21 protein-coding genes are annotated in these 18,106 nt (G+C 41.5%); 3 read left to right on the plus strand and 18 right to left on the minus strand.

From position 1 onward, the window contains the following. The first annotated feature begins 266 nt into the window (after positions 1 to 266). Positions 267 to 512: a hypothetical protein gene (locus tag SORDD24_RS03570; RefSeq protein WP_061407476.1), complete on the plus strand. Its 246-nt coding sequence runs from the start codon at positions 267 to 269 to the stop codon at positions 510 to 512. A gap of 109 nt (positions 513 to 621) precedes the next feature. Here the strand turns inward: SORDD24_RS03570 and nrdI are convergent, their stop codons facing one another. The 5 genes from nrdI to SORDD24_RS03595 form a co-directional block, all read right to left on the minus strand. Further along, positions 622 to 1,086 carry a class Ib ribonucleoside-diphosphate reductase assembly flavoprotein NrdI gene (gene nrdI / locus SORDD24_RS03575; protein WP_061407479.1) on the minus strand — a complete coding sequence of 155 codons (465 nt, stop codon included), beginning with the start codon at positions 1,084 to 1,086 and terminating at the stop codon, positions 622 to 624. A 76-nt stretch (positions 1,087 to 1,162) separates the two neighbouring features. Next, complete coding sequence (locus SORDD24_RS03580; protein WP_061407482.1) at positions 1,163 to 1,696, minus strand: ABC transporter permease; 534 nt, start codon at positions 1,694 to 1,696, stop codon at positions 1,163 to 1,165. Positions 1,697 to 1,755: 59 nt separating this feature from the next. Further along, positions 1,756 to 3,042, minus strand: coding sequence for a response regulator transcription factor (locus SORDD24_RS03585; RefSeq protein WP_000278903.1), 1,287 nt, complete (start codon positions 3,040 to 3,042; stop codon positions 1,756 to 1,758). 11 nt (positions 3,043 to 3,053) lie between these two features. Beyond that, positions 3,054 to 4,724, minus strand: a complete 1,671-nt coding sequence (locus SORDD24_RS03590) for a sensor histidine kinase (protein ID WP_081103493.1) — start codon at positions 4,722 to 4,724, stop codon at positions 3,054 to 3,056. Beyond that, positions 4,702 to 5,316, minus strand: coding sequence for a YesL family protein (locus tag SORDD24_RS03595; RefSeq protein WP_049536854.1), 615 nt, complete (start codon positions 5,314 to 5,316; stop codon positions 4,702 to 4,704). Before SORDD24_RS03595 ends, SORDD24_RS03590 begins: the two co-directional genes overlap by 23 nt. A gap of 133 nt (positions 5,317 to 5,449) precedes the next feature. Between SORDD24_RS03595 and SORDD24_RS03600 the strand changes: the two genes are divergently transcribed. Beyond that, on the plus strand, positions 5,450 to 6,019 hold the full coding sequence (locus tag SORDD24_RS03600; protein WP_061407485.1) for an MptD family putative ECF transporter S component: 570 nt from the start codon (positions 5,450 to 5,452) through the stop codon (positions 6,017 to 6,019). A gap of 28 nt (positions 6,020 to 6,047) precedes the next feature. On the opposite strand, the gene SORDD24_RS03605 is transcribed toward SORDD24_RS03600, so the two are convergent. From SORDD24_RS03605 to tsaB, 13 genes are all read right to left on the minus strand, one after another. After that, positions 6,048 to 6,740, minus strand: coding sequence for a methionine ABC transporter permease (locus SORDD24_RS03605; protein WP_049536857.1), 693 nt, complete (start codon positions 6,738 to 6,740; stop codon positions 6,048 to 6,050). A gap of 1 nt (position 6,741) precedes the next feature. Further along, a complete protein-coding gene (locus tag SORDD24_RS03610; protein ID WP_061407488.1) occupies positions 6,742 to 7,803 on the minus strand; it encodes a methionine ABC transporter ATP-binding protein in 1,062 nt (353 codons plus the stop codon). Next, a complete protein-coding gene (locus tag SORDD24_RS03615) occupies positions 7,796 to 9,169 on the minus strand; it encodes a M20 family metallopeptidase (RefSeq protein ID WP_061407491.1) in 1,374 nt (457 codons plus the stop codon). The genes SORDD24_RS03610 and SORDD24_RS03615 overlap by 8 nt, the downstream gene beginning before the upstream one ends. A 120-nt stretch (positions 9,170 to 9,289) precedes the next feature. Next, entirely contained in the window at positions 9,290 to 10,144 is an 855-nt protein-coding gene (locus tag SORDD24_RS03620; RefSeq protein WP_061407494.1) for a MetQ/NlpA family ABC transporter substrate-binding protein, read from the minus strand. Between the two features lie 153 nt (positions 10,145 to 10,297). After that, a complete protein-coding gene (locus tag SORDD24_RS03625) occupies positions 10,298 to 11,140 on the minus strand; it encodes an amino acid ABC transporter substrate-binding protein (RefSeq protein WP_061407496.1) in 843 nt (280 codons plus the stop codon). 103 nt (positions 11,141 to 11,243) lie between these two features. After that, the gene (locus tag SORDD24_RS03630; protein ID WP_061407499.1) at positions 11,244 to 11,567 is read right to left on the minus strand and encodes an AzlD domain-containing protein; all 324 of its coding nucleotides are present in this window, start codon (positions 11,565 to 11,567) and stop codon (positions 11,244 to 11,246) included. Further along, positions 11,557 to 12,252, minus strand: coding sequence for an AzlC family ABC transporter permease (locus SORDD24_RS03635; RefSeq protein WP_081103494.1), 696 nt, complete (start codon positions 12,250 to 12,252; stop codon positions 11,557 to 11,559). Before SORDD24_RS03635 ends, SORDD24_RS03630 begins: the two co-directional genes overlap by 11 nt. Before the next feature lie 140 nt (positions 12,253 to 12,392). After that, positions 12,393 to 13,001: a hypothetical protein gene (locus SORDD24_RS03640; protein ID WP_061407501.1), complete on the minus strand. Its 609-nt coding sequence runs from the start codon at positions 12,999 to 13,001 to the stop codon at positions 12,393 to 12,395. A 204-nt stretch (positions 13,002 to 13,205) separates the two neighbouring features. Continuing rightward, positions 13,206 to 13,874 (minus strand): CPBP family intramembrane glutamic endopeptidase, encoded by a 669-nt coding sequence (locus SORDD24_RS03645; protein ID WP_061407504.1) that lies wholly within the window; start codon positions 13,872 to 13,874, stop codon positions 13,206 to 13,208. A 115-nt stretch (positions 13,875 to 13,989) separates the two neighbouring features. Next, positions 13,990 to 14,853: an XRE/MutR family transcriptional regulator gene (locus SORDD24_RS03650; protein ID WP_061407507.1), complete on the minus strand. Its 864-nt coding sequence runs from the start codon at positions 14,851 to 14,853 to the stop codon at positions 13,990 to 13,992. A 96-nt stretch (positions 14,854 to 14,949) separates the two neighbouring features. Continuing rightward, positions 14,950 to 15,960 (minus strand): tRNA (adenosine(37)-N6)-threonylcarbamoyltransferase complex transferase subunit TsaD, encoded by a 1,011-nt coding sequence (gene tsaD, locus SORDD24_RS03655; protein WP_061407510.1) that lies wholly within the window; start codon positions 15,958 to 15,960, stop codon positions 14,950 to 14,952. Then, positions 15,950 to 16,387, minus strand: coding sequence for a ribosomal protein S18-alanine N-acetyltransferase (gene rimI / locus SORDD24_RS03660; protein ID WP_061407513.1), 438 nt, complete (start codon positions 16,385 to 16,387; stop codon positions 15,950 to 15,952). The genes tsaD and rimI overlap by 11 nt, the downstream gene beginning before the upstream one ends. Beyond that, the gene (gene tsaB, locus SORDD24_RS03665; protein ID WP_061407516.1) at positions 16,384 to 17,067 is read right to left on the minus strand and encodes a tRNA (adenosine(37)-N6)-threonylcarbamoyltransferase complex dimerization subunit type 1 TsaB; all 684 of its coding nucleotides are present in this window, start codon (positions 17,065 to 17,067) and stop codon (positions 16,384 to 16,386) included. Before tsaB ends, rimI begins: the two co-directional genes overlap by 4 nt. A gap of 805 nt (positions 17,068 to 17,872) precedes the next feature. On the opposite strand from tsaB, the gene SORDD24_RS03670 reads away from it, so the two are divergent. Further along, a complete protein-coding gene (locus SORDD24_RS03670; RefSeq protein WP_000639585.1) occupies positions 17,873 to 18,106 on the plus strand; it encodes a DNA-dependent RNA polymerase subunit epsilon in 234 nt (77 codons plus the stop codon).

Here is an 18,106-nt window from a genome sequence, read left to right on the forward strand (position 1 = left end):
GTGATTGATTTAGACGCATGTTGCAATCACTCAAATAACTTAATCATAAAGCAATCTAAGTAACTAAGGCCAAATCCTATACGGTCTTTGGCTTGGCGCTTTACTAGTCTTCATTTCAACTGGACGGACTTTTCAGTTAACGGTCCAAATTGTCTGGTTTTAGCTACTGGATACCTGTTCTGCTCGCCTAGTGACTTAGTTGAAAAGCGAAAATTTCTTTCGCTTTTCTTATGCCTTCAATTTTTTATCAAATCAGGGGAGATTTTATGAGCCAGTACGCTTATATCTTAGTTCTTATCAGTCTTGTCGTTCTTTTTCTTATCAATAAATACGAAAAAGAAAAACTTCAGAAACTCCTTCAGGAGCAGCTTTTAAAAGACGAAACTTTCAAAGCAGATATCCACGAAAGAATCCAAACAACAGAGAATATCAATGACGTCATCGCCTACATCAACAAGGCCTATCGTTTGGGACTCATGCTTTCCAAGGAAATCACTGAGCAACTCAAATAATCAAAATCCGAGAAGTCTTCTTCTCGGATTTTTCTCTTCTTTATGAAACGGCTAAAGATTCCTATTAGATTTTAAACAAATAAAGTAGAAGAAAAAGTTAGGCCGAAGCTTAACTTTCCAATCCATATAAGTCCGCGATAATCGCTGCAACCTTTTTAATATCTCCCAGCATGCCTCTCATTTCAAAATCTGCTAGAACGGGGAAACCAAAACGCTGGCTGTACTGCTTGGCAGTCAAACAGTATTGGTTATTAAAATTGCGATTACCAGATCCCACTACACCATAACACTTACTAGCATTGTCTCCATAGGCGATAAAATCACCCACTGGAGTCGTCAGGATCTCAACATCGCCGTTGTCGACACCATTTCCACCTTCCAGATAGGTCGGTAAGAAAGCGACATAGGGATGGTCCATCTCAAAGAAATCTTTCCCTTCCTTGACCAAATCCTTGATATGGATCTTTTGGACCTCAATCCCTTCGTGCTGAGATAAGAGATAGTCCTTAAGTCGGGTTACAAAACTCTCTGTATTTCCGCTCAAACTGATATAAACTAAGGATATTTTTTTCATATTGACCTCGATTTTTATTTTTGGATATTAAAAGAACTACCAAGATTGTAACTTGATAGTTCTCTTTTGTCAATACTTAGGCAACTTCCTCTGCTTCGGCTTCCTCAGCCAAATCTTTTTGTTGGCGCCACATCTTGTAAAGGACTAAAGCTAAAAAGAGGACATTGATAATCATGAACAAAATAACGGTTCCTTTTGCTAATGTGCCTATTCCTAAGCCTAGGGTATCATCTTTGATCAATTGAAGTGCATCTTGAATGTTCACAAAAGAATAGACCAAACCAACAATCGCTAGCAAAAGATAGCCAAGATAAGCATAGTTTGCAAATTGGACGTTTTTACGAACTAAGAACACAAAGGCTACCACAACTAAAATGGCAGATAAAACAATCAAAACTACATTAAAAATTGAGTGCGATGATGCTGTTACTTGGTAGGTATAGTTAACCGTGTCTTCTATTTGCTGAGCAGTAAGAGATCCACTATTAGATAGGTTAGCACGTAGAACTTCTTTGCTAGGGACTGGGCCCAAGATGCCAAATAATGACGAAGCAGAAATGAGTGCTGATAGAACTAACAAAATCCAGAGATAAATTGGTTTCTTTTTCATATTATCCTCCTATAAAACCTTTTGGACATTATAGCATTTTTCGTACAGAAATACAATTCTTACAGGCCTGTCTCGACTTGTTTTCGGTAAGCTTTTGGTGATTTTCCGCACAATTTACGGAAAACTTTGTAAAAATAGCCGACATTACTGTAACCAACGGCATAGCAAACATCTTCAATACTATCATTGGTTGAAAGCAAGAGCTGTTGCGCTGCCTTAATTCGCTGTTTGTTGAGCAGTTCTGCAAAGGTCGAGTTGGTTTCTCGCTTGATCAGCTGACCGAGGTAGACTGGGTTGATAAAGAGATCCTTGCTAATATCCTTAAGTGAGAGCTCTTTTTGATAATCGCGGCCGATCACCTCTAGAACACTGACCACATTTTCATTCATACGATACTGGCCAAAGAACTTGGTCAAGGTTGCTTTGATGTAGGCAACCAATTCTTCAAAGGAGTTAATAGCATGGATGGCTTTGACAATCTCTGTCATATCATCCGCTTTTAGATGCTCAAACAAGTGGAAGACATCCATGACAAATTGGGTGAAGAGTTGTTTGGTGATAGCCACGCGCGGTGTATTCTCTAAGACAACCTTCTCCAGCAGGGTCAATTCTTCGATGATTTGATTGATATTTCCTTGGATAATCACGCGATAAATCGGTTCGTAATAAGCAAATAGACTCTCGGATTTTTCTAGATTGACAGAACCGTAAAAGAGGGCTTTTTCTGCGTTGATCTTCCATTTTTCAAAGGCTTGTTGGTAGGGTGCTACAAAGGGCGTTACTACGATTCCATCTAGTGGTTGATCAGAGATAAAAATCTGCCAGTCTTGACCTAAAACATAGTAAGGAATAGTGAAAGAACCTTGTTTTTCCTTGGAAAGACCTATCCACCAGTTGTCTTTACCTGCTAAGAAGTTGACAAAGCCTTCTTCATCCAATTCTTGGCTGAGAGTCTGACTCTGCTCCACCTTTTCCTGAAGTTGACTCGCAATTTTTTCTAATAAATGACTCAACTCCACCTTATCCACTGGCTTCACTAGATAATCTACGACACTCAGGTTCATTGCTTTCTTGACATAGTCAAACTCCTGATAGCCAGACAGCAAGATATAATAGGCATCCGGAAGAATCTCCTTCATCTCCTTGATCATCTCCAGCCCTGTTTTATCCGGCATATTGACATCCGAAATAATTACATCAACCGGATGATGCTTGACATAACCCAGAGCATCGTCGGCATGATTGGCTGTTGCGACAACTTTCATATCCCATTTTTCAAAGGGAATCAAGCGCTTGAGCCCCTCTGTCACCATGTACTCGTCGTCTACTAATAAAACTTTATACATTTCTACCCTTTCTATTCATCCTGGATAGTGATTCGATAGCGAACACCTTCTTGCTCAGCTGACTCTACACTGATTTGGTAGCGATCCCCAAAATAGAGGACAAAGCGTTCGTGTACATTCACTATTCCGATTGACTGCCGCTCACCGCTGTAGCTTGCTTCGTGCTCAAAACTTCTCTGAGCTAATTTCTCTTGCAAGGCAGCTAATTTTTCAGCAGGCATGCCACGACCATTATCGACTACCAGGATTTCAACAAATCCCTCACCCTTCAAGACCTTGATGCTGATGACATTGTCTGTTCGGCGATGATCAATACCGTGGGCAAAGTAGTTTTCGACCAATGGTTGGAGCGTGAACTTGGGAATCTTCATATTTTCTAATTCTGGCGCGATCTTAAAGCCATAAGCTACTGACTTTGGATAGCGAACCATACAGAGATAACTGTATTTACGACAAAATTCTAGTTCTTGTTGCAAGGTCGTTTCACGCTCATCGGAGATATTGTTACGCAACAAGCTACTAAATTCATAGATAATATCCGCCAGCTCATCTTGGCTTTCCATCACTGCATACATGCGAAGAAATTCCAATGTATTATACATAAAATGCGGATTGATCTGAGCTTGCAAGGCTCGCATATTGGCATCTTTTTGGCTAAGTTCCAACTGATAAATATCGTGGATATTTTTTTCCAGTCTATCTAACATATCATTGGTTGTTTCTGAGATAAGGAGCAATTCCTGATCTTTCTCAGAGGTATCGATGCGAAGTCCCTCTTCTCCTTGGGCAATAACCTGAATAGACTCGACCAAGTCCACCACCTGCTTTTGATATTTTGAAAAGGTCTGTCTCAGAGTGATATACAAAATGATGATAAAGAGAATACTTAGTCCAATAATGACAGCAGAACTAGTCAACGTTCCCTTAAGAACAAAATCCTTAGGGACGGCTACACGAACTTGATAGCCATGAGAGGTGACTCCTACAAGCCAGTTCTCCCGCTCTGCTGACACCTTCTCCCCAAGCTGAAACATCTCCGTATCAAAAGGCGAAGTCACCGTCACAGCCATTGGGGTGTTGCCTCGGGTATTGTCAATAGCTCCACGTAAGACATCTGGGGATAAAGAGATGTAGATCACTCCTAAATCCTGGTCAGAAACGGGATCAGATACAGGAATGGCAAAACTATTAGGAGCTGGTTTGAAATTTTCTGCTGGAATTTTCTCTCCACTTCGTTTCCCTCTAGTTGAAACAAAAACTTCTTTGTAATCTTGGAGGACAATTGCTACCCCTGTCACAAAATCATTACGAACATAGAGATCGTCGATATTTTCATACAAGGATACCGAGATATAAGGCGAAGCCTTGCGCTCTAATTGCCAATAAAAATAGTCTGGCGTACTGAGACTAAAGTACTTGTAAATCCCTTCGATACGAGCCTGATTTTCAACCAAAGTCTGGGCAAGCCGAGTCGACTCTCTATGGTAATATTCAATCTCACTTACTGTCCGAGTCGTCACGCGTTGAGCTACTCGCTGAGCTTCTTTCTCGCGCGAATCCCAGTCAGCATAGGAAATCATCACCGCAAAACTAGCAATGATGATGATCATAACGAGGCTATAAATTCGTAAAAGAGAGTGAAGCCAAAATTCCTTCATTCTATTTTGTCGCCAATTTTTCATGGATACTTTCATAAATAGGTTCCAACATATCACTGATAAAGAAATGCCACACACCAATTCCTACAAAAAAGAGGAGAGCAGGCATATAGTAACCAACTCCTACAAGCAAGCCTGTGCCAATCAGAACCTTGGCGATTGCTGGCAAGCTCATGAAAATCCCAATAAGGGACAATTTCACGGTATTTCGGTAGGATAAATCAAAATATACCTGAAGTTTCAAGGAAACAGTATAGGCTAGAAAGACAAGGGCCACTACAAGAACATTAAGAAAGGTTGCCAAGAGATGAAAAATAGTTTGATGGGGCAATTGAACCAAAAGATACAGACCATAAACTAATACTAGATCTACAAATACAAAACTATAGAAAGCGAGGTTGCTCTTGACAAAGTTACTCTTATAGAGTTCCCAAGCTTCTTTCAAACTATAAGCTCGATAAGTATAACCGTGCTCAGCATATAAACTCATAAGGGTTGCACTAGCTGGTGCCAAACCAAAGACCACACCTCCTGCTAGTGTGAATAACCAGAAAAAAGCCGTCACAATCATTCCTAAAAAGAAACGATTAAAGACGAATTCTAGAAATTTTCCCATGATATCCTCCTTCAAACAACTGTGTAACTATTATATCATATTTCAAACGTTTTCAAAAATATAGAGTGTCCATTTACAATCCTCTAAAAGCGTGATACAATTGATTTTGTTAGTCTATATTAAGGAGAAACTCATGAAGAAAAATATCTTAACCACCCTCTTAGCTGTCGTCCTCTATTTCCTCTGTCTAGGGATTGGAGTAGTACTTGGACACCTGGTTGACTCAACGGGCAATATGTTCTATGCTCCGGCTTTTTCAGCCCTTGTTGGGGGGAGCGTTTACATGTTTCTTCTGGTAAAAGTTCCTCGTTTTGGTGCCATTTCCACTCTAGGGCTCTTTATGGCTCTCTTCTTCCTAGCTAGTAAACACGGCGCTGGAGCCTTTCTACCAGCTATCGCCTGCGGTCTTGCAGCAGATGCCACCGCTCGCCTCGGTCACTATCAGGATAAGATTAAAAATCTTTTCTCCTTCCTAGTCTTTGCTTTTAGCACAAGTGGTCCCATCCTCCTCATGTGGATCAATCCAGCATCCTACGAGGCAGCTCTCCTCGCTCGTGGAAAATCTCAGGAATACATTGACCGTATCATGGTCGCTCCAGAGCTAGACAAAATTTTTCTCTTTGTCGCAAGCATTCTTCTTTGTGCCTTGATTGGTGCTTTGCTTGGGCAAGTCATTAGTAAAAAGTTTACACACAAAATCTAATCACTAAAAAAGAGCCCTTCGGCTCTTTTTATTTATGACTTAATTTCTTGGTCAAGAAATCTCCCAAGAACTGGATTGTAAAGATAATCAAGATGATAATGATAGTCGCCAAGATGGTCACATCGTGATTGTAGCGATTAAACCCATAGGCGATGGCCACGTTACCGATACCACCAGCACCAACCGCACCAGCCATTGCTGTTTCCCCAACAAGGGAAATCAAGGTCACAGTCGTCACACGAATCAAATCTGGAAGACCTTCTGATAGGTAAACACCCACGATATCCCAAAAGGTCGCTCCGCTCGCTTGAGCTGCCTCAATGACACCGCCATCCAGCTCAGCTAAGACAACCTGCACCTGACGGGCAAAGAAGGCAAATACCGCAAAAGAAAGTGGGACAAGGGCTGCATTTGGCCCGATACTAGTCTTGACAATCAAGTGAGAAAGTGGTGACATAATTGCCAAGAGGATGATGAAGGGAACCGCACGGAAAATAGAGGTAATCTTGTCTAAAATCCAGAAGATAACCTTATTTTCCAAGACACCGCCTGGCGCTGTCAAGACAAGGAAAAGACCTGCCACCAGTCCCAAGAATCCTCCGATAATGAAGGAAAGAACTGTCATATAAAGAGTAAGGTAAATAGCTGTTCCCCAGCCTGCCTGACCAGACCAGCCCATCTTGTAGACATTTGGCAAGTAAGTTTGAATCAAGTCTGTCATTTTACTGTCCTCCCTTCAGTACTTTTAACTGGACACCCGCTTGACGGATAGCTTCTTGAGCACCTGCTAGCGCTGATTTTTCACCGGACAAGACCACAACCAATTCTCCGACTGGGGTGCCATCGAGGATTTCAATATTCCCATAGAGAATATTAGCTGTTACTTGGTAATGTTTATACAATTCATTCAAAAGTGGTTCGTCTGTCGAAGCCCCTGCATACTTGAGTTGCACTAAGATACTGTTCTCAGATAAATGTTCTACGATTTCTTGCTTCTCAATCTTAACCATAGCTTCGTCAATTCCTGTGGCTGTTGAGATGAAGTCTTGAGTCAAAGGTTGTTTAGGGTCTGAGAAGATTTCAAGGACACTGCCTTCTTCAATCAAACGACCATCCTGCATAACTGCCACACGATTAGCAATGTCTTTGACAATCTGCATTTCGTGTGTAATCAGGACAACGGTCAAGCCTAATTTTTGGTTCAAATCTTGCAACAAGGCCAAAATCTGCTTGGTTGTCTTAGGGTCAAGAGCAGAGGTTGACTCATCTGAAATCAAAATTTTCGGATCATTGGCCAAGGCACGCGCAATGGCCACACGCTGTTTTTGCCCTCCAGATAGTTGTGAAGGATAGTTTTCAGCACGATCTGCCAAACCAACCAAGTCTAACAACTTAGCAACTTTTGCTTTCTTTTCTTCCTTGCTGAGTCCAGAGTGTTTAAGGGCAAAGGCTACATTTTCCTCTGCTGTTTTTTGACTCATGAGGTTGAAATGCTGGAAAATCATCCCGATATCTTGACGTTTGCGACGCAACTGCTCTGCCGTCAAGGTCACCTTGCCGTCAAAAATCACATCGTCGTCAATGGTAATTTTGCCTGCAGATGGTTTTTGCAGGAGGTTAATCACCCGGACTAGAGTGGATTTTCCTGCTCCAGAATATCCTACGATTCCGTAGATATCCCCTTCTTGGATGTGAATGGTCACATCCTTGACTGCTGTGATGGTTCTCTTCTTTTGGTGAAAAGTCACATCGATCTGATCTAACTTGATAATATCTCTACTCATAGCTTCTAATCAGCTCCTCTACTAATTCAATATGGGTGTAGTAATCGGCGATCCGCACGTTTTCATCTCCACCGTGGTCTCGGCTATTGGCATTGCCTAAACCGAAGGCTACCATAGGTACCTCTAAGGTGTCAAAGACCGTATGCATAGGTCCTGTTCCCGCTGTAGTCGGTAAGACCGATACGCCCTGCGGATAGAATTTCTTGGCCAACTCGATCACATTGAGAATGGCTGGTGCGCTCATATCGCTTCGATAGCTCATCTCTCCCAAGGTATAGTATAATTCTACCTTATCAAAGCCATTTTTGTCTAGCTGTTTCCGAATTTTTTCCAGAACATCATGTGGTTCTAAGCCAGGAACCAGACGAACTTCTAGCTTGGCATTAGCTTCTGCTGGCAAAATAGTCTTAACACCCTGACCTTGATAACCTGACTGGATTCCCTCTATATTGAGTGCAGGCTCAAAAAAGAATCGTTTGAGAAAGGCAGCGCGCTCCTCTTGTAAGAGAGGCAATTCCAAGCCGTAAATGCGACTGATTTCCCCGGGGTTGCCTTGTGCATAGGTGTCCACCAAGGCTAGTTCCCGTTCATTCGGCTCTTGGACATCCTCGTACAATCCTTCTACTAAGATACGTCCATCTGCTGCACGTAGGCTACTTAGAGCCTGAATAAGATACCATGGAGCTGACTCCACGACACCACCATAACTCGAGTGGATGTCCACATCCGCACTTTTCACCTTGGCATCAAAGGTCACGATTCCCTTGTTTCCACCAGAAATTTCTAACTGCTCCAAGGCATTTTTGGTTCCTTGCTCCCAAACTAGCAAATCTGCTCCTCGGAGTTTGTCTGCGTGTTTCTCTAAATACTTATCTAAATCCATAGAAGCAGACTCCTCTGCCCCTTCCATGATAAAGCTGATATTGACTGGCAAGTCATTGTGGTCCTGCATATACTTTCTCAGAGCACTCAAACGAGCCGTGATATGACCCTTATCGTCGTCCACTCCACGCCCATACATAAAGCCATTTCGCACAGAAAGTGTAAAGGGATCCTCTGTCCAAATCTGATCTCCGTCCGCTGGTACGGTGTCATAGTGATTATAGAAAATCAAGGTCTTAGCATCTGGACGCGAACTCTTGAAATGCGCCATGACAAAAGGCGCCGTGTAGCTCTCATCAATCTCAACTTCAGCTCCCACACGCTTGAAAATCTCACCCAAATAGTTGGCGACTTCCTTGAGCCCGACCTGCTGGGCAAAGACTGATTTCTTGGAAATCAAGGTACGCAAAACTTCAAAATAATGCTGGGCGACATGATCCTTTTCAAATTTTTCAATCTGTTCTTGTTCGCTAGGAAAAACCATTTTTCTCTCCCTTTCTACTGAGGACTTGTATCTATGGACGGACGACTAGATTATCTTCTTCAAAACCAACAGTCTAGACAAAAGCAAGAGGTGGAAACTCTCCCACCTCCCTATGTCTTATTACCAAACTGGTTGGTCCAAACCGTCTGATGTTTCTTCGATAACTTTTTTCACTTCATCAGTGTGGTAAGCCGCGATAATTTTCTTGATGGCATCAGCTTTAGGTGATGATTCCCAATCTTTTTTCGCAACGATGATGTTGTACCATTGTTTTGAGTTTTCATCAGCTTGCTCTTTGAAGAGTGCTTTCTTGTAGTCCAATTTTGCTTCTGTAACGAAGGTATTGTTTACAACGGCAGCGTCAACTGATGACAATGAACGAGCTGTTTGGCTAGCGTCCAATTCTGTAATCTTCAAGTTCTTTGGATTTTCTTTGATATTCGCAACTGTTGCTAGAGCAGTTCCAGAAACATCCAATTTGATCAAACCAGCTGATTGAAGCAAGTAAAGCGCACGGCTTTCGTTTGTTGCATCGTTTGGTACAGCAATTTCACCGTTATCTGGGATTTCTTCCACTTTGGTGTACTTGTTTTCTTCCCCATTTTTACCTGAGTAAAGGCGGATTGGTGAGATGTAGGTATCTGCAATCGCTACAAGGTCTTTCCCGTTTTCTTTGTTCCAGTTGTTCAAGAAGTTGTAGTGTTGGAAAGCGTTCAAGTCTACTTCACCGTCAGCAGTTGCCTTGTTTGGTTGAGAGTAGTCAGTGAACTCTGTGAATTCCAATTTAATTCCATCTTTTTTAACCAATTCTTGGATTTTATCCCAACGTGCTTCTTCAGAACCGCTACGGTTAACTGTTGCAATTTTGACAACTGTTTCGTTATCTGCTTTCTTTTCTGCATTTCCGCAAGCTGCAAGAGCCAAACCTGCGACTGTAGCAAGAGCTGCTACGCCGAGCCATTTTTTAATTTTCATGATTCTTTCTCCTTAAAAATAATACTGTAACAGTATCTCATAAATTGTTTGATTTAACAAATTGTTAATAGATAGGCAGACATATAGTTTAAAACTATATACCTCCAGAATGGAAAACCATCCATCTACCAGAGAATGGATGATTTCATACGACTATTTAATATCAGCTTCTGCTGGCAGGTAAGAGCCACCAAAGAACTGTTGAGATAGCTTTTCAAGTGTTCCGTCTTTGTAGAGTTCTTGGATGCGTTTGTCCACAAATGATTTCAACTCATCTTGACCTTTAGCAAGGAGTGGGTAAACATAAGGTTGTTGGTCGCTTGGAAGTTCGATGACTTTCAAGTTGTCCAAACCTTGGTTTTTGATAACTGTCTCAACACCGATTTTATCAAAAATCTTATAGTCAAACTGGCCATCACTCAAACGAGACATGATTTGTTGGAAATCAGCCTTCGTATAGTTAAGGATAGTTGGATTGTCCGCATGTTCTGTGTTATATGCTTCCAATTGTTTAGCTGAGGTTGTTCCTTGAACGACTTCAGTAGATTTTCCACCGATATCATCGAGAGATTTGATACTATCGTCGTCTTTCTTCACAACGAGAACGTTAGGGTTTTTAGCAGTTGGTGCTGCGTAAAGGTATTTTTCTGCACGATCTTTGGCATAGCTGAGGTTGTTAACAGCCATTTGATAACGGTCACTATCAAGTCCTGGGAAAAGCCCTGACCACTCTGTCTTTTCAAACTTGACTTCATACTTGTCAGAGTCTTTAAAGATGGCACGAACCACTTCAATCTCGTAACCAGTCAATTCACCATTTTCTTCATAGATAAATGGTTTTGGTGTTCCGTTAGTCGCTACGACGATTTCTTTTTTACCAGATGTTGCTTCACCTGATGCTGCATCTTTCTTCTCACCACCTGAGCACGCTGCTAGTAGACCTGCGGCAACAAGCCCTAGAGCAGCAAGAGATGAATATTTGACGATTTTTTTCATGTCATTTCCTCCAAAATAGAATACTGTACTATCTTAACAGAAAATATTTTTTTTCGCCATTATATGATATCTATCTCTGTGATAAGTTTTCTTTATGACTGATTTAAAAGACCAAACGCAAGACTGCAATCAAGACCACTCCAAAGAGAACCGTGCCAACTAGATTGCGGTAGCGAAAGGCTACAAAAGCCGTTGGAAAAACTGCCAAGAAGTCCAGCCACTTGATCTGAGGTAGGCTCCCAATCTTACCTGACACCACACTTGAAAGGATCAAGGCAAAGATGATGGAAACAGGCAAAAATTTCAAAAAACGCTCAACGATAGCTGGCAAACCCTTGTACTTAACCAAGATGAAGGGAATCATACGAGGTATCCAAGTCACTAGGCCTGAAAAGATAACGGCTAACAAAAGATATTTACTGACCATCTAAGACCACCCCCATTGTACATCCAAGTAGCGTCGCAAATAGTACAGCTAGAGACTGAGACACCATTGTCAAGAGCAAAAAGAAAGACACCGTAACAACTGCTAGGATTTTCAGCAGATTGCGGACAGGAATCCGTCTTTGCATAATCTGGAACTGCGAAGCAAAAATCCCGATAAACATTCCCACAAGGGCAAAATCAAGGCCAAAGATTTCTGGATTTGGCAGTAAACCACCTAGAGCTGTCCCAACAACTGTCCCAACAAACCAAGCTACATAACTGTTGAGATTATTCCCATGCATCCACATAGGATTGACCTTGTCTGTATGGGCTAATTCTCCCATCAAAACCCCGTAAGTCTCATCTGTCAAGAGACTAGACATACCGATATTTTGCCAGAGACTGGTATGACGGAAATAGGTCGACGCATGCAAGCTCAGCAAAAAGAGTCGTAAATTGATTAAAAAGACTGTCATGGCAATGGCTGCTACAGGTGCTTGGACCGCAATCAATGCCAACATGGCAAACTGGGCGCTCCCAGCATAAACAAAGAGGCTCATCAGGCCCATCTCAACAGGTGTCACATAGGGCGCACCGATAATCCCACAAGCTAGACCGATACTAACATAGCCAAGGGCAGTCGGCATGGCAGCCTGAACACCTTCCCAAAATCCTTTTTCTTTCATCTTTTTCCTCTTATTTTCTTCGTTTGAGGCTGTTCAAGGTCACAGCCACAGCAAGAAATATTATAACACATTCATAAAAGAGAAAAAAGTTTAGAGTTTGGAACTTGGAGCTAGTAAACATTGTAAAAAATTTTACCTGTTTATGGATACATGAGAAATTGATCCACTCGAATCATATACTTGTTGGCTTCAGTTTTTTCAGCATATTCATCTTCTGTTGGATAGACATCCACCCAGAGTTCCCACTGTTGTCCCTTCAACTTGACCTTGTAGCGATAACCGTCATCATAGAGGCCTACTGTATCAGTTGTCATGGACTGGTTATCTGGGAGTTCTTCCAGTTCTTTTTTTACAGTCTGGGATAGATTGTTAAGCACTACTTTCTGCTCCACCTTTGAAGTTACAGGAATATGAACTGTCGCTTCTTCCAAACGATGCGATTTTGAAAATGTAAAGGTCGCTCGGCCTGGATAGCCTTTCAAAGTAATCTGCTCATAGTGATAGAAAAGGCGGCCTGTTTTATAGAAATACGGGTCTTCTGCACGCCAAGTATCGCGATAGGCCATTTCCTCTTCTTCCACCACTTGGCTAGCCTCTCCAAATACTTTTTCAAAAGATTTAACAGGCATACCGAAAGAAAGGGATTCAAACAAGACCAGTTGCGTCTTTTTGATATTATGGCAAGCTGATAAAAGCATGAGTAAAGCTCCAAGAGCAAGCAGACTACTGATTATTTTTGTAATTTTCATATATCTGCTATACAAGAAAAGTCTCAGACTGACAAACTTTGGATTTTCCGATTACATTTTGAGACTTATTCTCTAAATTTGGAGGAAACAAAGGACTACTCAAAAATTAGTAACAGACAGTCAAAATAAAAAAAGACTGAAAAAACAGTCTTATTTATAATACTTAGCTAGTCAGTTCTTTTGTTTTTATGATTGGCAGAAACTCTAAAACAACAAGGGCAGAATTTGACCAATGGCATTATTGACTATATGCAGTCCAATAGGCCAATAAATGGACTTGGTTACTCTAAACAAGACTGCAAGTATGAGGCCACCACCCATATATACGAAAAAGTCTGTCAAGACCCAACCGTGATTACTAATGTGCAAGATTCCAAACAAAGCAGCAGAACCAAGCACATCCAGACCCCACTTCTTTCCTTTTTCCAGAGCAGTCATCACCAACCCACGATAAATCATCTCTTCAAAAATGGGACCTGCAATCACAGGATAGAAAAAATACATCAAAAATGCTGTAGCCCCTGTAAAAGTAGGAACATCCAGTTGATAAGCAATTTCATTTTTGGTAGGAGGGAAAAGATAAAATGTGACGAAATTCCAAATAACAAAAGCAAGAAGAGCTAAAAAGGAATAAAAAAGATAAGAACCTTTAAACTTTCTACTGTTGATTTGTTGCCATTTTCCCGACCAAATCATAGCAATAAGAGCAAATAAAACCACAAGAAAATTCAACATCATATCCGACAGATAATAGGTAAAGTCAGATAGACCAGCAGCAAGGTCGCTGTGTAAGAGCAGACGAATCAAGAACTGGTCAGTAATGACAAGTAGAATAGCTACAAACAAGTAGTAGCGTGAGATTATCTTTTTCATTTTATTTTCTCCTATACTATGAAATAAAGACAGTATAACACGAAAAATGCCCTATTTTAGAAAATCGCATATTTGACATTTTTTCTTATAGAAATTTCATTTTTGCGATTGTTTGTTAATCGATAAGGTCTTTATATTGCTGTAAGCGTAGTTCAAAAAGAGCTGTTAATTGTGGATTTTCTAATACTTGCAGAGATTGGATAAAATCTTCAATCTCTTTTTGATTACTTCCCTTGGTTTGAAGGAAAATGCTCATCTTCTTTAAAAACTGCCACAATAATTTCTCAAAAACATCGTATGGACGGAGCATGCTCTCCAACTCGGCTTCAAAGATTGGGATATAGGAAAAAAGTTTACGTTCCATGAGCTCTGAGATAATATTTAACAGCCCTTGTTTCATATACAGTCTATTGTGTGCCAATTCTTTAAATTCCTTTGATTTTTCAAGTAAAGAGGTTGATAAAAAGATTAGGTCCTGATTACTCAAGAAAGGCATGGTATTGCAAAAAAGATAGAGTTCAAACCAGGTCCAAGACTCGATAGCATAGAGATAAGTGGTCAAAAACTCGCTATCCTCCTCCGCTAGCGGATAGTTTTTATCTAAGGAATGGATAGCATTTTTAATCACAATAGCATTCAAACGACGATAAGTCTGCGCCATCTGTTCTTGTTCGACTTCCTCCAACAGTTGCTCTAAACCCGCTATATCTTGATGGGCAAAACGATCCACAACCCTTCTACCAAATTTCATATGCGGAGATTCTTGATAGTTGTTGAGCTTGTGTCCAAATTCATCGAAGGTCACATTTATCCCTTGGATCGCTAGGATCAGCTTATCCGCAGACAGCATAGACTGTCCCAGTTCAAACTTGGATAGCTGGGATGCTGTCAGTCCTTCACAAGCAACATCTGACTGCTTGAGTTTTCTCGCCAGACGCAATTCCTTGTAAAATTCTCCCAATTCCATTTTTTCAATCATGGCCAAACTCCCTTTACTATTCTATTTGTAAAAACTTTTCCTTTTTTAACATATTATAAAATATTTTAGCAAAAAAGCCAGCTTCAAGCTAACTCTTTATTCCATGGTATCAAAGGCAAGACTTGGTTTGGCATTGAGGTTCAAGTCTGCAAAGTTTTCTTTGTTCCATTCGCTGACACTGGCATAGGCAATCATACCTGCATTGTCTCCACAGAGACGCAGGGGTGGAATGATGACCTTGACATCTTTGATTTCGGCTGCTAGGCGTTCTCTGAGACCTTTATTGGCTGCTACACCACCTGCCACTACCAGAGTTTTAACAGGATATTTCTCCAAAGCCTTCTTGGTTTTTGCCATGAGAATATCCATGACAGCTGCTTGGAAGGAAGCACACAAATCCTCTGTAGACAAGCTTTCTCCCTTTTGCTCAGCATTGTGGTAAAGATTGATAAAGGCAGACTTCAAACCTGAGAATGAAAACTCCAGATTATCCTCCTTGATCATGGCACGAGGGAAGTCATAAACATCCTGACCTTGATGGGCCAACTCGTCAATCTCGCGACCTGCTGGATAAGTCAAGCCCATGACACGACCGACCTTGTCATAAGCCTCCCCAACTGCATCGTCTCGTGTCTCCCCAACAATCTTGTAATCGCCAGCCTCTGACACATAGACCAACTCGGTGTGTCCTCCGCTGACCAAGAGTGCTAGGAGAGGAAACTCCAAAGGCTCCACACTCTGAGCTGCCATGAGGTGACCAGCCATGTGGTTGACGGGGATAAGTGGCAAGCCATGCGCCCAAGCAAAGGCCTTGGCAGCTGACAAACCAACAAGCAGAGCTCCGACCAATCCTGGTCCGTAGGTAACCGCCACAGCTGTCACATCGTTTTCAGTAATTCCTGCTTCTGCTAGCGCCTCCTCGATACAGGCTGTAATGACCTCGACATGGTGACGACTAGCCACTTCTGGCACCACGCCCCCAAAACGTTTATGACTCTCAATTTGACTAGCAATGATATTGGACAAGAGCTGGTCGTCGTTTTTTAAGACAGCGACACTGGTCTCATCGCAAGATGTTTCAAATGCTAAAATATATCTATCCTTCATCTATTTCTCTCTTCATGATAATGGCGTCCTCGACTGGGTCATGGTAGTAGGCCTTTCTCTCAGCGATGACCGCCATCTTTTCTTTCTTGTAAAATGCTTGCGCTCGTTGGTTTGACTTTCTCACTTCGAGGAAAATCTCCTTATCCGTCGGCAACATTGCAAACAAGGCTGACGCAATTTCCTGCCCTTGATAGGCTCCTTTGACAGCGATTTGTAGGACTTCTACTTCAAAGAGATTCTCCTGAACGGCTAGAAATCCAATCACTTCTGCTCCATCATAAGCTAGAGCATACCAAGTCTGGTCTTGGGACAGGTCTGCTTGGATTTGTTCCAGCGTCCAAGGACTGACTGGGTATACATCTAGCATGACAGCGTAGATAGCTTGTGCTAAGTCAGCTTGCTGTTGGATTCGTCTGATATCTATCATAGGCGTTTAATGTAGGACTCGCCAGATTCGGTGTGGTTCTTGAGCCAGTTTTCCTCGGCTTCGACACGCTTGAGGTAATTTGGCACAAAGTCGTGCAAGGAGTTTGCTTCCTTATCCCATGCCCACAAAGCTAGATTAGCTGCATTAGGTAAGCTTTCTTGGTAGCTAGCTTGTGGTAGCTGTTCTTGGATCTGCTCCACAAAGGCTCCAACTTCTCCGACAAAGGTCACCTGTTCAGCATCCGTAACTTTTTCAAGCACTTCCGCAAAGGACAGGTGTGCTTCTGGAAAGACTGACTTGGCATTTTCATAAAATCCCGCATAGACATTGTTGCGACGTGCATCCATCAAAGGTACAATCAAGCCTTCTTGTTGGCGTGGCACCAGAGCTAAGAGGCTAGACATACCAACCAACTCAATGTTCAGGGTATGAGCCAAGGTCTTGGCAGTTGCTACCGCAATTCGCAAACCTGTATAACTACCTGGTCCTTCCGCTACCACGATTCGGTCCAAATCCTTGGGTGTCCAATCCAAACTTGCCATCAAAAAATCAATGGCAGGCATGAGGGTAATACTGTGATTTTTCTTGATATTAATCGTCGTCTCGGCAAGAACCTGCTTGTCCTCTAAAATGGCTAGAGAAAGAGCCTTGCTAGACGTATCAAAAGCTAATACTTTCATAACACATTCCTATCTTTTTGTCTGCTTACTATTATACTACAAAAGCTGACGCATGGGAATTTTCTTTCTCCCCAAACAAAAAGCCCTGCTACTTAGACAAAGAGGATGGCAAAAAAATCAAAAAAGTTCTAGCTTTTTTCTATTTTTTCCGAATATATAAGTGAACAAGAAAATTGAAAGGTTCTTCGTAAGAAGTGTAGATAATTCATGCTAGATAAAAGGCACATTTTTAGAAGGATGAATGTTATTCTCTTCATCTCTTATAGTTTGCTTATCATTATCAATGATTTAAACATAATCGTTACACCCTTACCAGTTGATTCATCTGTTTGCATTGTTTTCTTTTTATGCTTCAACTCGATTTTTTCTGAGAAAAGAGGGGCGTAAAGATGGCGAATCCATTGACTCTTTTAACCGTCAATGTTAAAATATAATTGAACATTGGCAGGAAAATCAGGTTGAGTCTTTGACTCTTCGGGTTGCAGTGCTATCCCTGAAACTTTGGTTTCTAAAGAACTGAAATTGCGATTGAACAATTCGCCCCCAGTGTTTGACGGCTCTTGACTTCGGTCAGGAGCTTTTTATTTTTTGTTTAAAGCAATTTTATTTCATCTTGTCATCCAAGTTTTACGCTTTTGTCAGTCTTTACTTTCTCATTTTCCGTCTTTTACTAATTTTTCATTTTGTGGTATAATTGAAATAATTGTAACGAATCAAGGTCAATCTAGACACAAAATGGAATGAAATCAAGCAAATCTCTACTAAAAGTTTGGAATAAGCTGACCTGTAAATAGAAAGGAACTATATGATTTACAAAGTTTTTTATCAAGAAACAAAAGAACGTAGCCCACGTCGTGAAACAACACGCTCACTTTACCTAGACATCGATGCCAGCTCAGAACTTGAGGGCCGTATCGCTGCTCGCCAACTTGTCGAAGAAAACCGCCCAGAGTACAACATCGAATTCATCGAACTCTTGTCTGACAAATTGCTAGATTACGAAAAAGAAACTGGCGCTTTCGAGATTACGGAGTTCTAA

This window comes from Streptococcus oralis (genome assembly GCF_001579175.1).
GTDB lineage: Bacteria > Bacillota > Bacilli > Lactobacillales > Streptococcaceae > Streptococcus > Streptococcus oralis_O.